Source organism: Pseudomonas laurentiana, from assembly GCF_014648275.1.
In the GTDB taxonomy this organism is placed as follows: Bacteria; Pseudomonadota; Gammaproteobacteria; order Pseudomonadales; family Pseudomonadaceae; genus Aquipseudomonas; species Aquipseudomonas laurentiana.
On sequence record NZ_BMQU01000005.1, the window covers coordinates 115,919 to 133,166 of the forward strand.

The following is a 17,248-nucleotide window of genomic DNA, read 5'->3' on the forward strand; positions in this document are numbered from 1 at the left end:
TAGGGTATGCTCGGGCATCACCTGGAACCCGCCAAGCCGCGCCGATGATCCGATTACTGCGCAATACCCTGCTGACGCTGTTACTGACCGTTGCCCTGCTCTGGGCCCTGGCCTCACACCTGAGCTGGCAACCCGAGCCCCGCGAAGACCTGCCAGTCAGTTGCACGACCAGCAGCGCGCCACTGGTGCCTGGCCAGGCACTCAAGGTCATGACCTGGAACGTGCAGTACCTGGCCGGCAAGCGCTACGTCTTCTGGTACGACGAAGGACGCGGCAGCGATACACGGCCCACCGCCGAAGACCTCGCGCACAACCTCGACGAGGTGGCCCGCGTGATTCGTGCCGAACAGCCCGATATCGTCCTGCTCCAGGAACTGGACAACAATGCCAAGGCCACAGGCTATGACGATCAACTGGCGTTGCTGCGTGAACGCCTGGTCGACCTCTATCCGTGTGCGGTACAGGCCTACGACTGGAAAGCGGAGTTTGTCCCGGACTGGCATATTTTCGGCAGTGTTGGCCGCAGCCTGGCAACCTTGAGCCGCTACCCGATCAGCAAGGCTCAACGCCAGCAACTGCCAACAACCGCGAGCAACGCACTGAGTCGCCTGCTCCAGCCCCAGCACGCGGTGCTGACCAGTTACCTGCCGCTGCGTGACGGCGGCCAGTTGGCGGTACTCAACACCCGCCTGGCGCACTATGAGACACAGAGTGATATTCAGCGCCAACAGGTTCAGGCGCTGGTTCAACACCTTGGCCGCCTGGAACGCCAAGGCACAGCATGGTTGATCGGAGGGGATCTCAACATGCTGCCACTCGGGCAGTACCGCCGCCTCACACCCCAGCAGCGCGGGTTGTACGCTGCTGACAGCGACCTGCACCTGCTCTGGGACACATACCCGATGATCCCCAGCAATGCCGAGGCCAGCGGTGCCGATCGCGCCCGCTGGCTCACCCATTATCCCAACGACCCCAGCGTGAGCGCTCCGGACCGAACCCTCGACTACCTGCTCCACAGCCCCAAACTCAAGCGCGTCAGCGCGCAGGTGCTGCAACAGGACACGCTGGAAATCTCCGACCACCTCCCCGTGAGCGCTCGCCTGCTGCTGCCGATAGCGCCTTAGCTATTTGCGCGGTTTCGCTCGCGCCGTGGCTTCGGCCACCAGTGGGTCATCTGGCCAATAGTGCTTGGGGTAACGGCCCTTCAGGTCTTTTTTGACCTCGCTGTAGGTGCTGCGCCAAAAGTTGGCCAGATCCTGGGTCACCTGCACCGGTCGGCGCGCAGGCGACAGCAGGTGCAGTTTGACCTGCAGACGTCCCTGAGCAATACGCGGGGTTTCCGCCAGGCCGAACAATTCCTGCAGGCGAACGGCAAGGATCGGCGGATGCTCGCTGTAATCCAGGCGAATGCTGGAACCCGACGGCACACTCAGGTGCATCGGTGCCCACTCGTCAAGGCGCTGCGGTAACGGCCATGGCAACAGGTTTCGGATCATTGAAGAGAGGTCAAGCTGGGCGAAATGGCTCAGGCGCGTGACCTTGCCCAGATAGGGCTGCAACCAGTCGCCCAGGCCTGCCAGCAATGCCGCATCACTCAGGTCCGGCCATTCACTGTCGCCGCCTGTGGCCAGGTCCAACTGACGCAGCAACGCCACCCGCGCCTGCCATTGACGCAGCTCAGGCGTCCACGGCAGCAACTCCAGCCCCTTGCGTCGAACCAGCTCCAGCAATGCACGGGCGCGGGCGTCCTCATCCAGACCGGTCAGCGGCTCACGCGCCAAAATCAGCTCACCAACCTTACGCTGGCGCTCGGCACGCAGCACGCCTTCACGCTCATCCCAATCGAGTACATCAAGGCGCTCGACCTGTTCGGCAAGGACGCCGTCGAACAACGCCGGATCGAATTCAGCCGCCAGATAGATTCGCTCTTCACGTTGGCCCTGACGGCTGCCGAGGTCGGCAATCACCAACCACGGCGCCTTCATCAGTGCATCGACTTCACCGAACAAGGCCGCCCGCCCATTGGCCAGCCGGTATTCAGCGCCCCCGGCACGGCGCTGCTGTGCAACGCGGTCTGGATAGGCCAAGGCCAGCAAGGCACCCAGCCAGCGAGGATGCTCGGGATCTGACACCGCGCTCGATGCCTTTCCTCGCAAATAACCACGGTACTGCCGGGCCAGTTGCCGCGCCCGCTGAACGCCCCCCTGTCCAGCACGGGAAGCACGGGTTTCGCCGCTGAGCAGGGTCAAACGGCTGTGCAGATCGGCGCCCGCACCGCGCAGAATGTCACGCTCCCCCAGCAGGGCCGCAACATCACAGGCCATTTCAGTCAATCCAAGATCCTGGCCGCGCAGCAGCAAATGCGCGATGCGTGGGTGCGCGGGCAACTCAGCCATCGCCTGGCCATGGGCCGTCAGACTGAGCAGTTGCCCGGGCTTGAGCGCGCCCAGCCGCAGTAGCAGGTCCTGGGCTTGCGCATAAGCCGCCGCTGGCGGTTGATCAAGCCAGCTCAATTGCCCGGGCGCCACACCCCAGCGGGTCAACTGCAAGGCCAGACCGGCCAGATCGGCCTGGAGTATTTCCGCACTGGCATAGGCCGCCAGTTGATCATGTTGCGCTTCGGACCAAAGCCGATAGCACACGCCAGGCTCAAGACGACCGGCCCGCCCGGCGCGCTGAGTCGCACTGGCACGGGAAATTCGTTGGGTGTCCAGACGCGTCATGCCACTGCCCGGGTCGAACCGCGGCACACGGGCCAGCCCTGCATCAATGACGACCCGAACGCCGTCAATGGTCAGGCTGGTCTCGGCGATATTGGTGGCCAGCACCACCTTGCGCACGCCCGGTGCAGGCGCATCGATGGCTGCACGCTGGGCGCTCAGGTCCAGCTCACCGTGCAGCGGGCAGAGCAGGATGTCCTGTCGTTCACCTAGCGACGCCTGCAACGACTCATGCACACGGCGAATTTCTGCCTGACCTGGCAGGAACACCAGCAGGCTGCCCGACTCGTCGGCCAAGGCCTGGTGAACCGTATCGACAACACGCGGCTCGATAAACTCGCCCGGCTGAAACGGCCGGCCCCAGCGCACGTCAACCGGGTACATGCGCCCTTCGCTACTGACCACTGGCGCGTCACCGAGCAACGCCGACAGACGCTCACCTTCCAGCGTCGCGGACATCAGCATGATCTTCAGCGGCGGCTCGTCGCGCAGCAGGTCACGCCCATTGAGACTGAGGGCCAAGGCCAGATCCGCATCAAGGCTGCGCTCGTGGAATTCATCGAAGATCAACAAGCCCACGCCATCGAGTGCAGGGTCTTCTTGAAGGCGCCGGGTAAGGATGCCCTCTGTCACGACTTCGATACGCGTACACGGGCCGACCTTGCTGTCCAGGCGAATGCGATACCCCACGGTTTCGCCGACGGGCTCACCCAACTCGCTGGCCAAGCGTTCTGCGGCGGCACGCGCAGCCAGGCGGCGCGGCTCAAGCATCAGGATCCGCTGCCCGTCCAGCCAGGGCTCGTCCAGCAAGGCCAGTGGCACCCGCGTTGTCTTGCCTGCACCGGGTGGCGCCTCCAGCACCACTTCATGGCGCTGGCCCAGCGCCTGGCGCAAAGCGGGAAGTACGTTGTCGATCGGTAATGAAATCATAGTGGCCCTCAAGCAATCGGCCGAGTATAACGGCGAACCGAGGATGCCTTATCATGGTCTGATCAGCCGTTGCAGGTGCACTGCCTGCTACTTTGTAACCTCAATTGCGGAGATTTCTATGCGTATGCCTTCCCGCCTCATTGGCGGTGCCCTGATCACCTGCCTGCTGACCCAACTGACGGCCTGCGGCACCCTGTTCTACCCGGATCGGCGCGGCCAGATCTCCGGCAAGATCGACCCGGTGATCGCCGCCATGGATGCCATCGGTATCCTGTTCTTCGTCATCCCCGGCCTGATCGCCTTCGGCATCGACTTTGCCACCGGCGCGATCTACATGCCCGGTGGCCGACACGCCCAGATCTCTCCGGAAAAGCTGCAACCGGCCCTGGGACCTGACGGCAAAGTAAACCCGGTAAAACTGCAAGCCATCCTGCAACAGGAACTGAACCAGAACCTGCCACTCAACGACCCGCGCCTGATCCAGTACCAAGGCAGTGTCGAGCAACTGGCAATGTACGGCCTCAAGCCTGCGGCCTGAAACAACCCTCCACGGACATAGATACCCCATGAGTGAAGCTGCTGAACATGAACGGCTGTTGCGTCTGGCCACCCGCGCGTCGCTTGCCGTTGCTTGCACCCTGGTGCTGGCCAAGGCCATCGGCTGGTGGCTGAGTGGATCAGTAAGCCTGCTGGCAGGCTTGACCGACTCGCTGCTCGACAGCGTGTCGTCCTTTCTCAACCTGCTGGCAGTGCATTACGCCCTGCGCCCCGCCGATGACAATCACCGTTACGGTCACGGCAAGGCCGAAACGTTGGCGGGCATGGCTCAAGCACTGTTCATCGGGGTCAGTGCCGTATTGATCGGAATCCAGGCCTACCACCGGCTGGAAGCCCCCGAGCCACTCGGCAACACCAGCGTCGGTATCGGCGTCATGGTGTTGTCGTTGGTACTGACCGCCGCGTTGCTGATGCTCCAGGCACGTGTCATCCGTATCACCGGCTCTACGGCCATTCGTGTCGACTCGCTGCATTACCGCTCCGACATGCTGCTCAATGGCAGTATTTTGCTGGCGCTGGTCCTGGCCATGTTCGGCTGGCCGCAACTGGATGCCTACTTTGGCCTGGGGATCGCGCTGTACATTCTTTGGAGCGCACTGCAGATCGCTCGCGAAAGCACGGCGATCCTGATGGACTCGTCGTTACCAGAGGACGTCAGCGAGGAGATGCTGGCGCTGGCCTGCTCAGTCAAAGGCGTCGTAGGCGCACACGACCTGCGTACGCGCATCTCCGGACAGCACTGGTTCGTTCAGTTGCACCTTGAGTTGCCGGGCGACTTGCCGTTGCGCGACGCCCATTCACTCTGCGAAGAAGCGGCCGCGGCGATCAACGAACGCTTCCCTCGGGCCGAAGTGCTGGTACACGCCGACCCGGCGCCCCACTGAGTACAGGAATCAGTTCACGCTGTAGCCACGCCCACTCAGACACGCGCCCAGCGCACGCCGGTAGTTGTCAGCCACATAGGCAGCCGGCGCGTAGCTGGCTGCCGCCGGGTCAAAACCACTCTGTTCCACAGCCCAGCGGTGACACTCGTAGCGGTCCTGCTGGACCTGCTGCGGGGTCTGCCCCTCAGCCGGGTAGGCCATCACGTCATAACCGTTACCCGGCTCAGCCTGCGGCGCCGTATTGGCCTGCGGCGGGTTAACCACCACATACTCCCGGCTGTCGTTGAGGTACTGGTAGTACGCCCCCGCAGCCAGGAAGAACAGCGCATTGCCAACCCAGATCTCGCGCGCATAAGCCGGCAAGTAGCTCACCCTCACGCCGTAGGGTGGCGCCACGACGACATAGCGCGGCCCATGTGGTCGATACCAGTAACCACCCGAGTAAAAATAGTCGTGGCCTCGATAGGGGATTTTCCAGGACTGCTCGGGAAAGCGATCAATCACATGCCCCGGCCGATACTGCGGCCCCTCACCCCAGCCATTGCCATGCCCATCAGGACGCCCTGGCCAATCCTCATGCGGTCGCTGCCCGGCACCACCGGCCTGCCAGTGGTGGTTGTAATCGTTGCGCCGTGGAATGTCTTGGTAGTAGCCGGGTCGCGGCTGCTGCGTCTGGCGCACTTCATCCGGACGAGACTGAATCGGTAGCGATGCGGCGGGCTGCTCCTCGCCATTCGAGTGTTGCTGGCCATACCGCTCGCCCTGCGCCAGGGCGTTCATGCTCAAACAAAGCAAACCAACACCGGCCAGACGCCAGATGCTCGACTTCATGCTGTACCTCACGGGCTCAAGAAGGGCCTATAGCTAAGACAACAGGCGCCACAGGCGTGTTCTGCCATCACTGTATCAGGCCTGTCTGGCTGGGTAATCGACCCGCAAATGAAAAATTCCAGGCATAAAAAAGGGAGGCCCTGAGGCCTCCCCTTGATAATTTTGTCCGTGCTCGACGCTTTTGACGCCGGCTCACCTCACGCCGTCTTCTGGACAGTGTGTAGCCCGGGGGCCGAGCACAACCCTGTGGGATTGCTGGCCGCGGCTGTCCTGATTGGGTCAGCCGCCGTGGACTGATGTCCGGGCAGTGATTCTGGAATAAAGAATACGGCGGCCGGTGCAGCAGGGGATTGCGAAGATTGCTGAATAAAACACCAGTTGCGCAATTTTTAACTCAAGATAGATAATTCAGCGCAATTGAAACAGAAAAGGCCTGATCCATGAGCAAGCTTGACCGCTATGACCTGAGTATTCTTGCCGAATTGCAGCGCGATGCACGCATCTCCAACCAGGAGCTGGCCGAGCGTATCGGCTTGTCACCGTCGCCCTGCTCGCGGCGGGTCAAGCAACTCGAAGATGACGGTTACATCGCCCGCCAGGTTGCGCTGCTTGACCGAAAAATGCTCGGTTTAAGCCTGACGGCTTACGTCCTGATCGGCATGGACCGGCACACACCTGAGCGTTTTGAAACCTTCGAGGCCGCCATCCGCAACCTGCCGCAAGTGCTTGAATGCAGCCTGGTCACCGGGATGGACGCGGACTACCAGCTCAAAGTCGTGGTCCCGGACATGGACCACTACCAGAAGCTGCTGCTCGGCCACCTGACGCGCATCGAGGGGGTGACCAGCGTACGCTCGAGCTTCGTGCTCAACCAGGTGCTGGCCAGCACCGAACTACCGTTGACGCACCTGCGTTAGTCAGGCCATTCGTACAGGCGTATAATGCCGCGCCTCAGCCTGCCTGGAGAAGATCGATGGATCCTGCGGTATTTGAAGAGTGGATGATGACCGGCCTGGTCACCATTTTGATTGGCTTCATGGGTTTTATCGTCTGGGATCTGGCGAAAAAATCCAACGCTGGCAAATTCGGCACCTTCATCCTGTTCTTCGTCTTGGGCCTGGGCATCCTTGCCTTCGTCATCAAGAGCGTGGTGATCGGCTACATCGAAGGGGTCTAGAGCCTGGCCGGAACTTCCCGCCAGCAGCCCTGATCAAGCCCTTCGAGCGTCCAGTCGCCGATCCTGACCCTTACCAGGCGCAGGGTCGGCAAGCCTACTGCTGCCGTCATGCGCCGCACCTGACGGTTACGCCCCTCCTTGATCACCAGCTCCAGCCAATGAGTGGGCACGCTCTTGCGAAAACGCACCGGCGGATTGCGCGGCCATAGATCAGGCTCATCCAGTGCCCGCGCCTGCGCAGGCAACGTCATGCCATCGTTCAGCTCAACGCCATCACGCAAGCGCTGCAATTGCTCATCGCTCGGCTCACCTTCAACCTGCACCCAGTAGGTCTTTGCCAGCTTGTGCTTGGGGTCGGCAATGCGTGCCTGCAATTGACCGTCATTGGTCAACAACAACAGCCCTTCACTGTCACGGTCCAGGCGCCCCGCCGGATAGATCCCGGGGATGTCGATATAGTCCTTGAGCGTCGCCCGCCCTTCGCCGTCACTGAACTGGGTCAGGACGTCGAAAGGCTTGTTGAACAGGATCAGCCGCGGTTCGGCCGGCGGCGCCTTGGCTGGGCGACGCGGGGCGAACGGTTTGGCCGCAGGGCGGCGCGGCTTGGTACGAGGGGGTAACGGCATGGGGCCTCAGCGGAACGGCGGCTCATCGAAACTGCGCAGTTTACGCGAGTGCAGCGAGTTCAGTTGATTACGCAACAGGTCCAGTGCCGCGATACCGATCTTCAAATGCTGGCTGACCGCTCGATTGTAGAACGCGTTGGCCGAGCCTGGGAGTTTGATCTCACTGTGCAACGGTTTGTCCGAGACACACAGCAACGTGCCATAGGGCACCCGCAAACGATATCCCTGGGCTGCGATCGTGCCGCTTTCCATATCGACCGCCACGGCGCGCGAGAGGTTGATCAGCGGTCGCTCCTGAGCCCAACGCAGCTCCCAGTTGCGGTCGTCGTAAGTCAGTACCGTACCGGTCCGCAGGCGTTTTTTCAGCTCATCGCCACGCTCACCGGTCACCTGTGCGGCAGCTTCCTGCAGCGCCAGCTGAACTTCAGCCAACGCCGGAATCGGAATGTTAGGCGGTACCACACGATCAAGAATGCCATCGCGGCGCATGTAGGCGTGAGCCAGAACATAGTCACCGATGGTCTGCGACTGGCGCAGGCCACCACAGTGGCCAATCATCAACCAGCAATGCGGGCGCAGCACCGCGAGGTGGTCGGTGATGTTCTTGGCGTTGGACGGGCCTACACCGATGTTGACCAAGGTAATACCATGCCCGTCGGCAGCGATCAGGTGATAGGCCGGCATCTGGTAACGGTGCCAGACCACACCCGCCACCAGCGCCTGAGCCTCACCGTTATCCATGGCCTTCTCGATGATGACGTTGCCCGGCAGGATCATGCGTACAAAACGTGGATCGTCGCGCAGGCGTTCCAGGCCATGGCTGATGAACTGGTCCACGTAACGGTGGTAGTTGGTCAGCAGGATCCACGGCTGCACATGGCGCCAGTCACTCCCGGTGTAATGCACCAGGCGGCGCAACGAGAAATCCACCCGCGCGGCATCGAACAGTGCCAGCGGCAGCGGGTCGACGTTGGCCCAGTCATACAAGCCGTCGGCAATACCATCTGTGGCTGCCGACAGATCAGTACTGGGGAAGACCCGCGCCAGCACGGCGGCGGTAATACCACTGCCCGCCAACTCATCACCCTGTTCAACGACGTAAGGGTAAGGAATGTTCTGCTCGCTGACGCCCACTTCCACCGTCACGGTGAAATCTCGCATCAGCGGGCGCAGTTGCTCCAGCAGATAGCTGCGAAACGCGGACGGGTGGGTCACGGTAATGCTGTAGGTACCGGGTAACTGGACCTTGGCGTACGCCCGCGTAATGGCCGGTACTTCACCTTGATACTGATAGGTCAGACGCAATTCAGGATAACGGAACTGTGCGCGTTCGGCGGGGCTCGGCTCGGTACGATCCTTGAGATAGCGCTTGAGCGCCTGACTCAAGGCCCCGGTAGCCTGCTCGTGCAGGGCGGCCAGACGATCGACCGCCTCATCGGCGGTTTCTACGACAACAAAGGCTTCAGCAGTGCGGTTCACAATGTACTTCCTGTCTGACGTGCAGGATTCCATCTTGCCTATATCCGCGACTAAAGGCACGCCTGTTTAGAGCGGCCAATGCGGCGTCGAACGCTGGACCAATGCCGCGACGTCCAGACCACGCGGCAAGGTCCCGTACACGCGGCCATCGCCTCCCAGACGACTGGCGATGAACGCATCGCTGACAGCAGCGTTACCCGCCTCCAGCAGCAGCTTGGCCTGTAGCCCCAAGGCAATCGCCTCGGTGAGTTGGCGGGCACGGTACTGAATGTCATGGGTATCGCTGAAGGCGCGCTTGAGTGCGGCGATGTGCCCAGCCAGACGCGCATCGCCATGGCCATCACCGAGTTCGGCAAACAAGCTATCCAGTACCCCTGGCTCCTTTGACAGTGCGCGCAGCACGTCCAGGCACTGCACGTTACCGGAGCCTTCCCACGTCGAGTTGACTGGCGCCTCGCGGTACAGCCGCGGCAGGATACTGTCTTCGACATAACCGGCACCGCCCATGCATTCGGCCGCTTCGTTGATCATTGCCGGGGCACGCTTGCAGATCCAGTACTTGCCCACGGCTGTGACCAGGCGGGCAAATCGCACCTGCTGGGGATCATCCGGCTGGTCCAACGCATGCCCCATGCGCAAGCTCAGGGCCAAGGCGGCCTCGCTTTCCAAGGCCAGGTCGGCGATGACGTTCTGCATCAGCGGCTGCTCGGCAAGCAGGCGACCGCCCACCTGTCGATGGGCGCAGTGATGCGCAGCCTGGGTCAAGGCTTGGCGCATCAACGCACTGGAACCCACCATGCAGTCGAATCGGGTCATACCCACCATCTCGATGATGGTCGGCACACCGCGCCCCTCCTCGCCAACCATCCAGGCGAGGGCACCACGAAACTCCACCTCACTGGAAGCGTTCGAGCAGTTCCCCAGCTTGTTTTTCAGGCGCTGGATATAGAACTGATTGCGGCTGTCGTCGGGTCGGTGGCGTGGCAGGAGGAAACAACTCAGCCCTTTACGGGTCTGCGCCAGGGTCAGGAAGGCATCGCACATCGGTGCGGAGCAGAACCACTTGTGCCCGACCAGCTCATAGGCCTGGCCCGGCCCCGCCGCACCGACGGGGTAAGCCCGTGTGGTGTTGGCCCGCACATCGGTGCCGCCCTGCTTCTCGGTCATGGCCATGCCCAGCGTAACGCCCACCTTGTGCCGATCCCCGACGTTACGCGGGTCATACTCGGTGGCAAGGACCTTGGGCAACCAGTACTGGGCCAGGTCCGGCTGCAATTTAAGCGTTGGCACGGCGGCAAAGGTCATGGTCAACGGGCAACCACTACCCGCTTCGGCCTGGCTGTGCAGGTAAGTCATCGAAGCGCGTGCGACATGAGCCCCCGCGCCCGGAGAGGTCCAAGGCAGCGAAGGCAAACCCTGTTCGATGGCCGTACGCATCAGCTCGTGATACGCCGGATGGAACTCCACCAGATCAATCCGGTTACCGTAGCGATCATGGCTGCTGAATTGGGGTTTGTTCTGATTGGCCAGAAACCCGGCAGCCATCAGTGGCCCACCGGCAAGTGCGCCGTAGGCGTCGATCCGTGATTGTGCCCAACCGGCCCCATAGCGCTGCGACCACTGCTGCAACGGCAGATCGATGCGGTACAGATTGGCACCATCCAGTGAGGGCGGCTGGTTGGTGACCTCGTGGGTTTCAGCATACTGGTGCAGGTTCATCGGAGGCTCCTGACAGATCCAAACGTCACTGAGCTCAGTGAATCACGCGCCGCCCCCCTGTCAACGTGACAAAAGTGCCTAACTTAGTGGGCGTTGGCCCCTATCAAGGCTCATGTCGGCAATCTGCACGGGATTGGCCGCGACGCACAGGGACAACCTGAAGCAGCTGCCTTCTCCCGGTTGCGACTCATGCGTCAAACAGGCCCCGATCAGTTCGGCCAATTGCCGACAGATCGCCAAACCAATCCCTAAACCACCGTATGCACGGGTCATCGAACCATCAAGCTGGAAGAAGCGCTGGTACAGGGTCGCTTGGTCCAGGCAGGTGAACCCTATTCCACTGTCACGAACACTGATGCTCAGGTTCAACTGCCCAGTGTGGTGCGGTACGCCATTGATATGCACGGTCACACCACCACGGTGAGTGAACTTGATCGCGTTATCGAGCAAGTAACCCAGGCACGAAGCCAGCTTCTGCCGATCGCCGAGCACGCTATCCGGCAAGCCGGCAGCGCTTTCAAGGCGCAGGAACAAGCCCTTGTGCAACGCCGGCGCGGCGAACTGCCCCCGCAACTCATGCAACACACTGCGCAGACTGAAGGGTTCACTGTGCTGCTGCAGTCGACCGGCCTGCAACTCGGTCAGGATCAAGATGTCATCGACCATCCGCATCATGTCACGCGCCGAGCTGCTGGCCGTTTGCTGGTACTGCGCCATCTCCGGTTCCATTGGCAGGGTTTGCATCAGTTCCAGGCAGCCAATAACACCGTTCATCGGCGTCCGCAGCTCATGGGTCACCGTGGCGAGGAACTCATCCTTGAGCCGATTGCTCTTGGCCAATTGCTGATTGAGCCGTTCAAGGCTTTGCCCGGTTTCGCGCAAGGTTCGCGCCTGCATGTCGCGCATGCTGTTGATCCGGTCAGCCAGCGCCAACGACAGCAGACCGACCTCCAGCGCAGAACCGATCTGGCTGGCATACATCGTCAAAAAGACATTCGGCAGGTAACCCAACACCATCAAGGTGTTGACCAAGCCGCCGAGCAGAAACGCCGACCAGGCGATGATGAAGTAGCGCGCAACCCTCAATCCGCGCCACCAGGCAAACACACCGGCGGTGAAAATACTGAGGGTAAACATCAACGCCAACAGGGTAGCCAGGCGCAAGGCAACGCCGTAGCTCAAGGTCAACGACATCAGAACGACCACTGCTGCGCAGGCCATCAAGGCGAGCAACAGGTGATCAAGCAGCCGACTGTGTTGCGCCATCTGCAGAAAACTTCGGGCGAACTGACAACCGAACAAGCCCGCCGCGCCGATGAAGAACGGGGTTGCCGCATTGGCCCACCAGGGATTGTCAGGCCAGAAGTAAGCCACCCCGGCACCGTTTACCGAAACCTGGTACAAGCCGAACGAGGCAATGTAGAGAATGTAATAGAGGTAACTGGTGTCGCGCACACTGACGTAGATGAACAGGTTGTACACCAGCATCCCCAGAAGCACGCCGTAGATCAGGCCCAGCACATACAACCGTGTCGGCTGCGCTTCCAGGTAGGCGTCGGTAGCCCACAAGGTCAACGGTGCCTGCACCGAACCTTCGCTGTGCAGGCGCAGGTAGACCGTCATTGATTGATCGGGCTTGAACGGAATCTCGAACAGGTAGTTGTTCTGCTTGATCTGACGACTGTCATAAGGCAGCGCATCGCCTGTTCGCTGAGCCAGGCGATAGGTGCCGCTGTCGTCAGGGAGATAAAGTTCCAGATGATCGAGCGGCGGGTAGGCAAGCTCCAGCAACCAGCTGCGAGCGCCGGCTTGGGGCATGGCGGCATAATGCAGATCCAGCTTGAGCCAGAATACCGATCTCGAATAGCCCGCGTTGAGCACGTCAGCAGTATGGGCACTGAATCGATCGCTGAAGGCAGCGGCACTGACCTGAGCAATATCGGCATGGCCTTCACGGTCTTCATAGACCTGCATCAGGCGCCCGAGTGGCAGGCTGCGGGTGGTGTCATTGAAATCGACCGCGCCAGCCAGCGTTGACAGGCAGCCCAGCAAAAAAATCAGCAAATAGCGCATACAGCCCCAGCATGGTCTGCCCCGGTTGCGTCGTGTTCGCCTCCTTTCCTTTTGAGACGACGAAATCCGGCAGTGCCTGTTATCAGTATTGAGAGCACTCTAGCATAGCTGCCCGGGCTTATTAGACGCCACTTTAAATTTCAAAGAAAAGGCTCTATCTCAGGCATTACAGCCAAAACAACAGACAATACCTGACCCCCGTGCCAAAAATTCAACCGAGCAGGGGAAGACCCGTAAAATGCGTTTGGTGTTAAGCTCGCGCACCATGAATACCTACAGCTCCCGCCCCGTTGTCCTCTGTCTCTCCGGCCACGACCCCAGTGGCGGCGCCGGCCTGCAGGCAGATATCGAAGCCCTGATCGCTCAAGGCTGTCACGCTGCACCCACCGTGACCGCTCTGACCGTGCAGGATACCGTCAATGTAAGCGACTTCCGTGTCCTCGACCGCAAGTGGGTCATGGCACAGGCCAATGCCGTGTTCAACGACTCGCCGGTAGCTGCCGTCAAGCTTGGCATGCTCGGCTCGCTGGAAATGGTTGATACCGTGGTCGAGCTGCTGGCCGCCCACCCGCACTTGCCGATGGTCTGTGACCCCGTGCTGCGCGCCGGCGGCGGCGGACGGCTGGGCAAGGATGAAGTGGGCTACGCCATGCGCGAACGCCTGCTGCCCATCGCAACCATCGCGACACCGAACCTGCCGGAAGCGCGCATTCTGGCTGAACTTCCGGAAGGGACTGCCGATGAGTGTGCGGAAAAACTCCTGCCCTTCTGCAAGCACCTGCTGATTACCGGCGGTCACGGTGACGAGCACGAGATCCACAACCGCCTGTACAGCCGTGACGGCCAGCGCCACACCTGGACCTGCCAGCGCCTGCCCGGCAGCTATCATGGCTCCGGCTGCACCCTGGCCAGTGCCCTGGCGGGCCGCCTGGCCTTGGGCGAGCAACTGGAGAGCGCCGTGCGATCCGCGCTGGACTACACCTGGCGGACACTGCGCGATGCAGAACAATTGGGCAAAGGCCAGTATGTACCGCGCCGCCTGCCCCTGGATTTCTGTTCCTGACGACTGGTTTCCGGTCACGGCCACGAGGCTCAAGCAATGAAGTTACGCGGTTTGTACGCCATTACGGACAGCCAGTTACTGGCCGGCCGGCTCTTGTCTCATGTAGAAGCCGCGCTGGATGGCGGGGTGACCTTGTTGCAGTACCGCGACAAGAGTGACGACGCTGCGCAACGGCTGCGCGAGGCAGAAGCGCTGGCCAGACTCTGCGAGCGCTACACAACCCGACTGATCATCAATGATGATGCCGAGTTGGCCGCACGCCTGGGTGTCGGCGTGCATCTGGGCCAGACCGACGGCCCGCTGACCCCGGCCCGCACACTGCTGGGGCGCCAGGCAATCATTGGCTCCACCTGCCACGCCCAGCTTGAGTTGGCTGAGCAGGCGGCACGCGAAGGCGCCAGCTATGTGGCCTTTGGTCGTTTCTTCAACTCCGTAACCAAACCCGGTGCGCCAGCCGCCAGCGTCGAACTGCTGGAACAGGCTCGCAGCCGGATCAAACTGCCGATCGCCGTGATCGGTGGCATTACCCTGGACAATGCCGCACCGTTGGTCGCCCATGGCGCCGACCTGCTGGCCGTCATCCACGGGCTGTTTGGTGCCGACTGCGCGCAGGAAGTCACCCGCCGCGCCCGCGCCTTCAACGCCCTGTTCGAATCTGTTTGATTGAGAGAGACCGTCATGTCCCGTTCCGAAGCCCTGTTCGCCAATGCCCAGAAGCACATCCCTGGTGGCGTGAACTCGCCTGTCCGCGCGTTCCGCAGCGTTGGCGGCACACCGCTGTTCTTCAAGCACGCCGAAGGCGCCTACGTTACCGATGAAGACGACAAGCGCTATGTCGACTACGTCGGTTCCTGGGGGCCGATGATCCTCGGCCACAGCCACCCGGACGTGCTTGACTCGGTACGCAAGCAACTGGAGCACGGCCTGTCCTATGGCGCTCCGACCGCGATGGAAACCGAAATGGCCGATCTGGTCTGCTCGATCGTGCCATCGATGGAAATGGTCCGCATGGTCAGCTCCGGCACCGAGGCCACCATGAGCGCCATCCGTCTGGCCCGTGGCTACACCGGCCGCGACAGCATCATCAAGTTCGAGGGTTGCTACCACGGCCACTCCGACAGCCTGTTGGTAAAAGCCGGCTCCGGCCTGCTGAGCCAGGGCGTACCCAGCTCTGCCGGTGTACCCGCTGCTTTCGCCAAACATACGCTGACACTGCCGTTCAACGACCTTGCCGCCGTCGAGAAGATGCTCAATGAAGTGGGCAAAGAAGTCGCCTGCATCATTGTCGAGCCTGTCGCCGGCAACATGAACTGCGTGCCGCCGGCCCCCGGTTTCCTGGAAGGCCTGCGCACACAGTGCGACAAGCACGGCGTGGTGCTGATTTTCGACGAAGTGATGACCGGCTTCCGTGTTGCCCTGGGCGGTGCGCAAGCCTATTACGGCGTTACCCCGGACCTGTCGACCTTCGGCAAGATCGTCGGCGGCGGCATGCCTGTCGGCTGCTTCGGTGGCAAGCGCGAAATCATGTCGCAGATCGCCCCGCTGGGCCCTGTGTATCAAGCAGGCACATTGTCGGGCAACCCACTGGCCATGGCCGCTGGCTTGACCACACTGAAGCTGATCAGCCGGCCTGGATTCCACGACGAACTGAGCGACTTCACCAGCCGCCTGCTCCAAGGGCTGCAGGAACGTGCCGATGCGGCAGGCGTACCGTTCGTCACCACCCAAGCCGGCGGTATGTTCGGCCTGTACTTCAGCGCTGCCGATGACATCGTGACCTTCGACGACGTCATGTCCAGCGATGCCGAGCGCTTCAAGCGTTTCTTCCACCTGATGCTTGAAGGTGGCGTGTACCTGGCGCCAAGCGCGTTCGAGGCTGGCTTCACCTCTATCGCCCATGGCGAAGCCGAGCTGAAGATCACCCTGGATGCGGCCGAGCGAGCATTCGCCAAGCTGTAAGTAGCTGCCTGTAGCCGCCGGTCTTGCCGGCGCTGTGCCCGATGCGATGCCTGTGAGCACGCGTTTCAGCCAGTGCCCGCAAGGCCGACGATTGCAAATGGCAAGCGCCGGAAAGACCCTTCAAGCAGAAAATCGAGTAAAGACTTTGTAAGGTTGGCGCAGGTTATCCCATAATGTGCCACCAGACACATTGGCCGCAGCTTTGCAGAGGTAAGTCGATCCCCATGAACCGCACCGGCCGCGCCCTTGCCCTGGGCTGCCTGTTGCTTCTTCAACCCCTGCTGGCTACAGCAGGCGGTAACTCGTTGCTGATTCCAGCAACCGGCCGCTGCACCCTCGATTCCCAGCCCGAAGACCTGGCACAAGCGCTAGCAGACTGCCAACAAGCGGCAAAGGATGGGGATGCCCAGGCGCAATATGAGTTGGGTGAGTTCTACTACGTCGGCAAAAGCGCACCGCGCGACCTGAGCAAGGCACTGAGCTACTTCGAGCAGGCGTCACTGCAAGGGCATGCCGAAGCACAGTACCGCTTGGGCACCATGTTTTTCCGCGGGGAAGGCGTGGCCGCCAACAACGTGCAGGCCTACATTGTGCTGAAGATGGCTGCAGTGAATGGCGCCGAAGATGCGCTGGACATGGCTGACGAGGTGTCGGCACAAATGCCGCGCGACGAGCTGGAGGTTGCCACTCAAGTACTGGGGCAGATCTTCCGCAAGTACCTGCTGGAACTGCAGAGCGCCGAAGGGCGCACGCCCTTCTCGCCACTCCCCTGAAGCGGAAGTGACGCCCGCTTACTTCTCGGGCATCGGCATTGGGAACGGCATTACGTTACTGACACCACGCGCCTCGCTGATCTTGGGCGTACCCAGCCGCTCGACCTCATCGATACGCACGATCGAATGCATCGGCACGAAGCTGCGAACCACACCTTCAAACTGTGCCTTGAGCTTCTCTTCACTCGGATCGACCACCACCTGGGTGCGCTCACCGAAGACAAACTCCTCCACCTCGAGAAAGCCCCACAGATCACTTTGATAGATCTGCTTGGCATACATCTCGAATACCTGGCCCTGGTTTAGAAAAATCACTTTGTAGATCGGATCGGCGCGTTTGGTCATTTTCGGCGGGAACGAAGACAGGTGGTAAAGAGGACGCAAACTATAACATACCCACCTGATCGACAATGCTAGGAACCGTCGACCACGCCCCTTATAATGCGCGGTTCTTTG

16 protein-coding genes are annotated in these 17,248 nt (G+C 61.3%); 9 read left to right on the forward strand and 7 right to left on the reverse strand.

Annotated features, from left to right (window positions below):
• Positions 1-44 precede the first annotated feature (44 nt).
• Positions 45-1,124: an endonuclease/exonuclease/phosphatase family protein gene (locus IE038_RS07100; RefSeq protein ID WP_189395388.1), complete on the forward strand. Its 1,080-nt coding sequence runs from the start codon at positions 45-47 to the stop codon at positions 1,122-1,124.
• Here the strand turns inward: IE038_RS07100 and hrpB are convergent, their stop codons facing one another.
• Positions 1,125-3,650, reverse strand: a complete 2,526-nt coding sequence (gene hrpB, locus IE038_RS07105; protein WP_163933092.1) for an ATP-dependent helicase HrpB — start codon at positions 3,648-3,650, stop codon at positions 1,125-1,127. It abuts the gene before it with no gap.
• A gap of 118 nt (positions 3,651-3,768) precedes the next feature.
• On the opposite strand from hrpB, the gene pmcY reads away from it, so the two are divergent.
• Positions 3,769-4,188 (forward strand): periplasmic Zn2+ metallochaperone PmcY, encoded by a 420-nt coding sequence (pmcY, locus tag IE038_RS07110; protein WP_163933089.1) that lies wholly within the window; start codon positions 3,769-3,771, stop codon positions 4,186-4,188.
• Between the two features lie 28 nt (positions 4,189-4,216).
• On the forward strand, positions 4,217-5,092 hold the full coding sequence (locus IE038_RS07115) for a cation diffusion facilitator family transporter (RefSeq protein WP_163933085.1): 876 nt from the start codon (positions 4,217-4,219) through the stop codon (positions 5,090-5,092).
• A 9-nt stretch (positions 5,093-5,101) separates the two neighbouring features.
• Here IE038_RS07115 and IE038_RS07120 read toward each other — a convergent pair whose 3' ends face one another.
• Positions 5,102-5,923 carry a DUF6515 family protein gene (locus IE038_RS07120; protein ID WP_163933083.1) on the reverse strand — a complete coding sequence of 274 codons (822 nt, stop codon included), beginning with the start codon at positions 5,921-5,923 and terminating at the stop codon, positions 5,102-5,104.
• Positions 5,924-6,363: 440 nt separating this feature from the next.
• Here IE038_RS07120 and IE038_RS07125 point away from each other — a divergent pair, with 440 nt between their 5' ends.
• Positions 6,364-6,840, forward strand: coding sequence for an Lrp/AsnC family transcriptional regulator (locus tag IE038_RS07125; protein ID WP_065761248.1), 477 nt, complete (start codon positions 6,364-6,366; stop codon positions 6,838-6,840).
• A 56-nt stretch (positions 6,841-6,896) separates the two neighbouring features.
• A complete protein-coding gene (locus tag IE038_RS07130) occupies positions 6,897-7,100 on the forward strand; it encodes a DUF2788 domain-containing protein (RefSeq protein ID WP_163933080.1) in 204 nt (67 codons plus the stop codon).
• Here the strand turns inward: IE038_RS07130 and IE038_RS07135 are convergent.
• The 4 genes from IE038_RS07135 to IE038_RS07150 form a co-directional block, all read right to left on the reverse strand.
• Entirely contained in the window at positions 7,097-7,726 is a 630-nt protein-coding gene (locus IE038_RS07135; protein ID WP_229775638.1) for a pseudouridine synthase, read from the reverse strand. The genes IE038_RS07130 and IE038_RS07135 overlap by 4 nt on opposite strands.
• A 6-nt stretch (positions 7,727-7,732) precedes the next feature.
• The gene (amn, locus tag IE038_RS07140) at positions 7,733-9,205 is read right to left on the reverse strand and encodes an AMP nucleosidase (RefSeq protein WP_407682207.1); all 1,473 of its coding nucleotides are present in this window, start codon (positions 9,203-9,205) and stop codon (positions 7,733-7,735) included.
• A 66-nt stretch (positions 9,206-9,271) separates the two neighbouring features.
• Positions 9,272-10,924 (reverse strand): acyl-CoA dehydrogenase family protein, encoded by a 1,653-nt coding sequence (locus IE038_RS07145; RefSeq protein ID WP_189395390.1) that lies wholly within the window; start codon positions 10,922-10,924, stop codon positions 9,272-9,274.
• 78 nt (positions 10,925-11,002) lie between these two features.
• The gene (locus tag IE038_RS07150) at positions 11,003-12,997 is read right to left on the reverse strand and encodes a sensor histidine kinase (protein WP_163933075.1); all 1,995 of its coding nucleotides are present in this window, start codon (positions 12,995-12,997) and stop codon (positions 11,003-11,005) included.
• A gap of 265 nt (positions 12,998-13,262) precedes the next feature.
• Here IE038_RS07150 and IE038_RS07155 point away from each other — a divergent pair, with 265 nt between their 5' ends.
• The 4 genes from IE038_RS07155 (at position 13,263) to IE038_RS07170 (ending at position 16,792) form a co-directional block, all read left to right on the forward strand.
• A complete protein-coding gene (locus tag IE038_RS07155; protein WP_163933072.1) occupies positions 13,263-14,060 on the forward strand; it encodes a hydroxymethylpyrimidine/phosphomethylpyrimidine kinase in 798 nt (265 codons plus the stop codon).
• A 36-nt stretch (positions 14,061-14,096) separates the two neighbouring features.
• The gene (gene thiE / locus IE038_RS07160) at positions 14,097-14,723 is read left to right on the forward strand and encodes a thiamine phosphate synthase (RefSeq protein WP_163933069.1); all 627 of its coding nucleotides are present in this window, start codon (positions 14,097-14,099) and stop codon (positions 14,721-14,723) included.
• A 15-nt stretch (positions 14,724-14,738) separates the two neighbouring features.
• Complete coding sequence (hemL, locus tag IE038_RS07165; RefSeq protein WP_189395391.1) at positions 14,739-16,019, forward strand: glutamate-1-semialdehyde 2,1-aminomutase; 1,281 nt, start codon at positions 14,739-14,741, stop codon at positions 16,017-16,019.
• 224 nt (positions 16,020-16,243) lie between these two features.
• A complete protein-coding gene (locus tag IE038_RS07170; protein ID WP_163933066.1) occupies positions 16,244-16,792 on the forward strand; it encodes a tetratricopeptide repeat protein in 549 nt (182 codons plus the stop codon).
• Between the two features lie 18 nt (positions 16,793-16,810).
• On the opposite strand, the gene IE038_RS07175 is transcribed toward IE038_RS07170, so the two are convergent.
• Positions 16,811-17,137, reverse strand: a complete 327-nt coding sequence (locus IE038_RS07175) for a DUF1820 family protein (protein WP_163933108.1) — start codon at positions 17,135-17,137, stop codon at positions 16,811-16,813.
• Between the last annotated feature and the right edge of the window lie 111 nt (positions 17,138-17,248).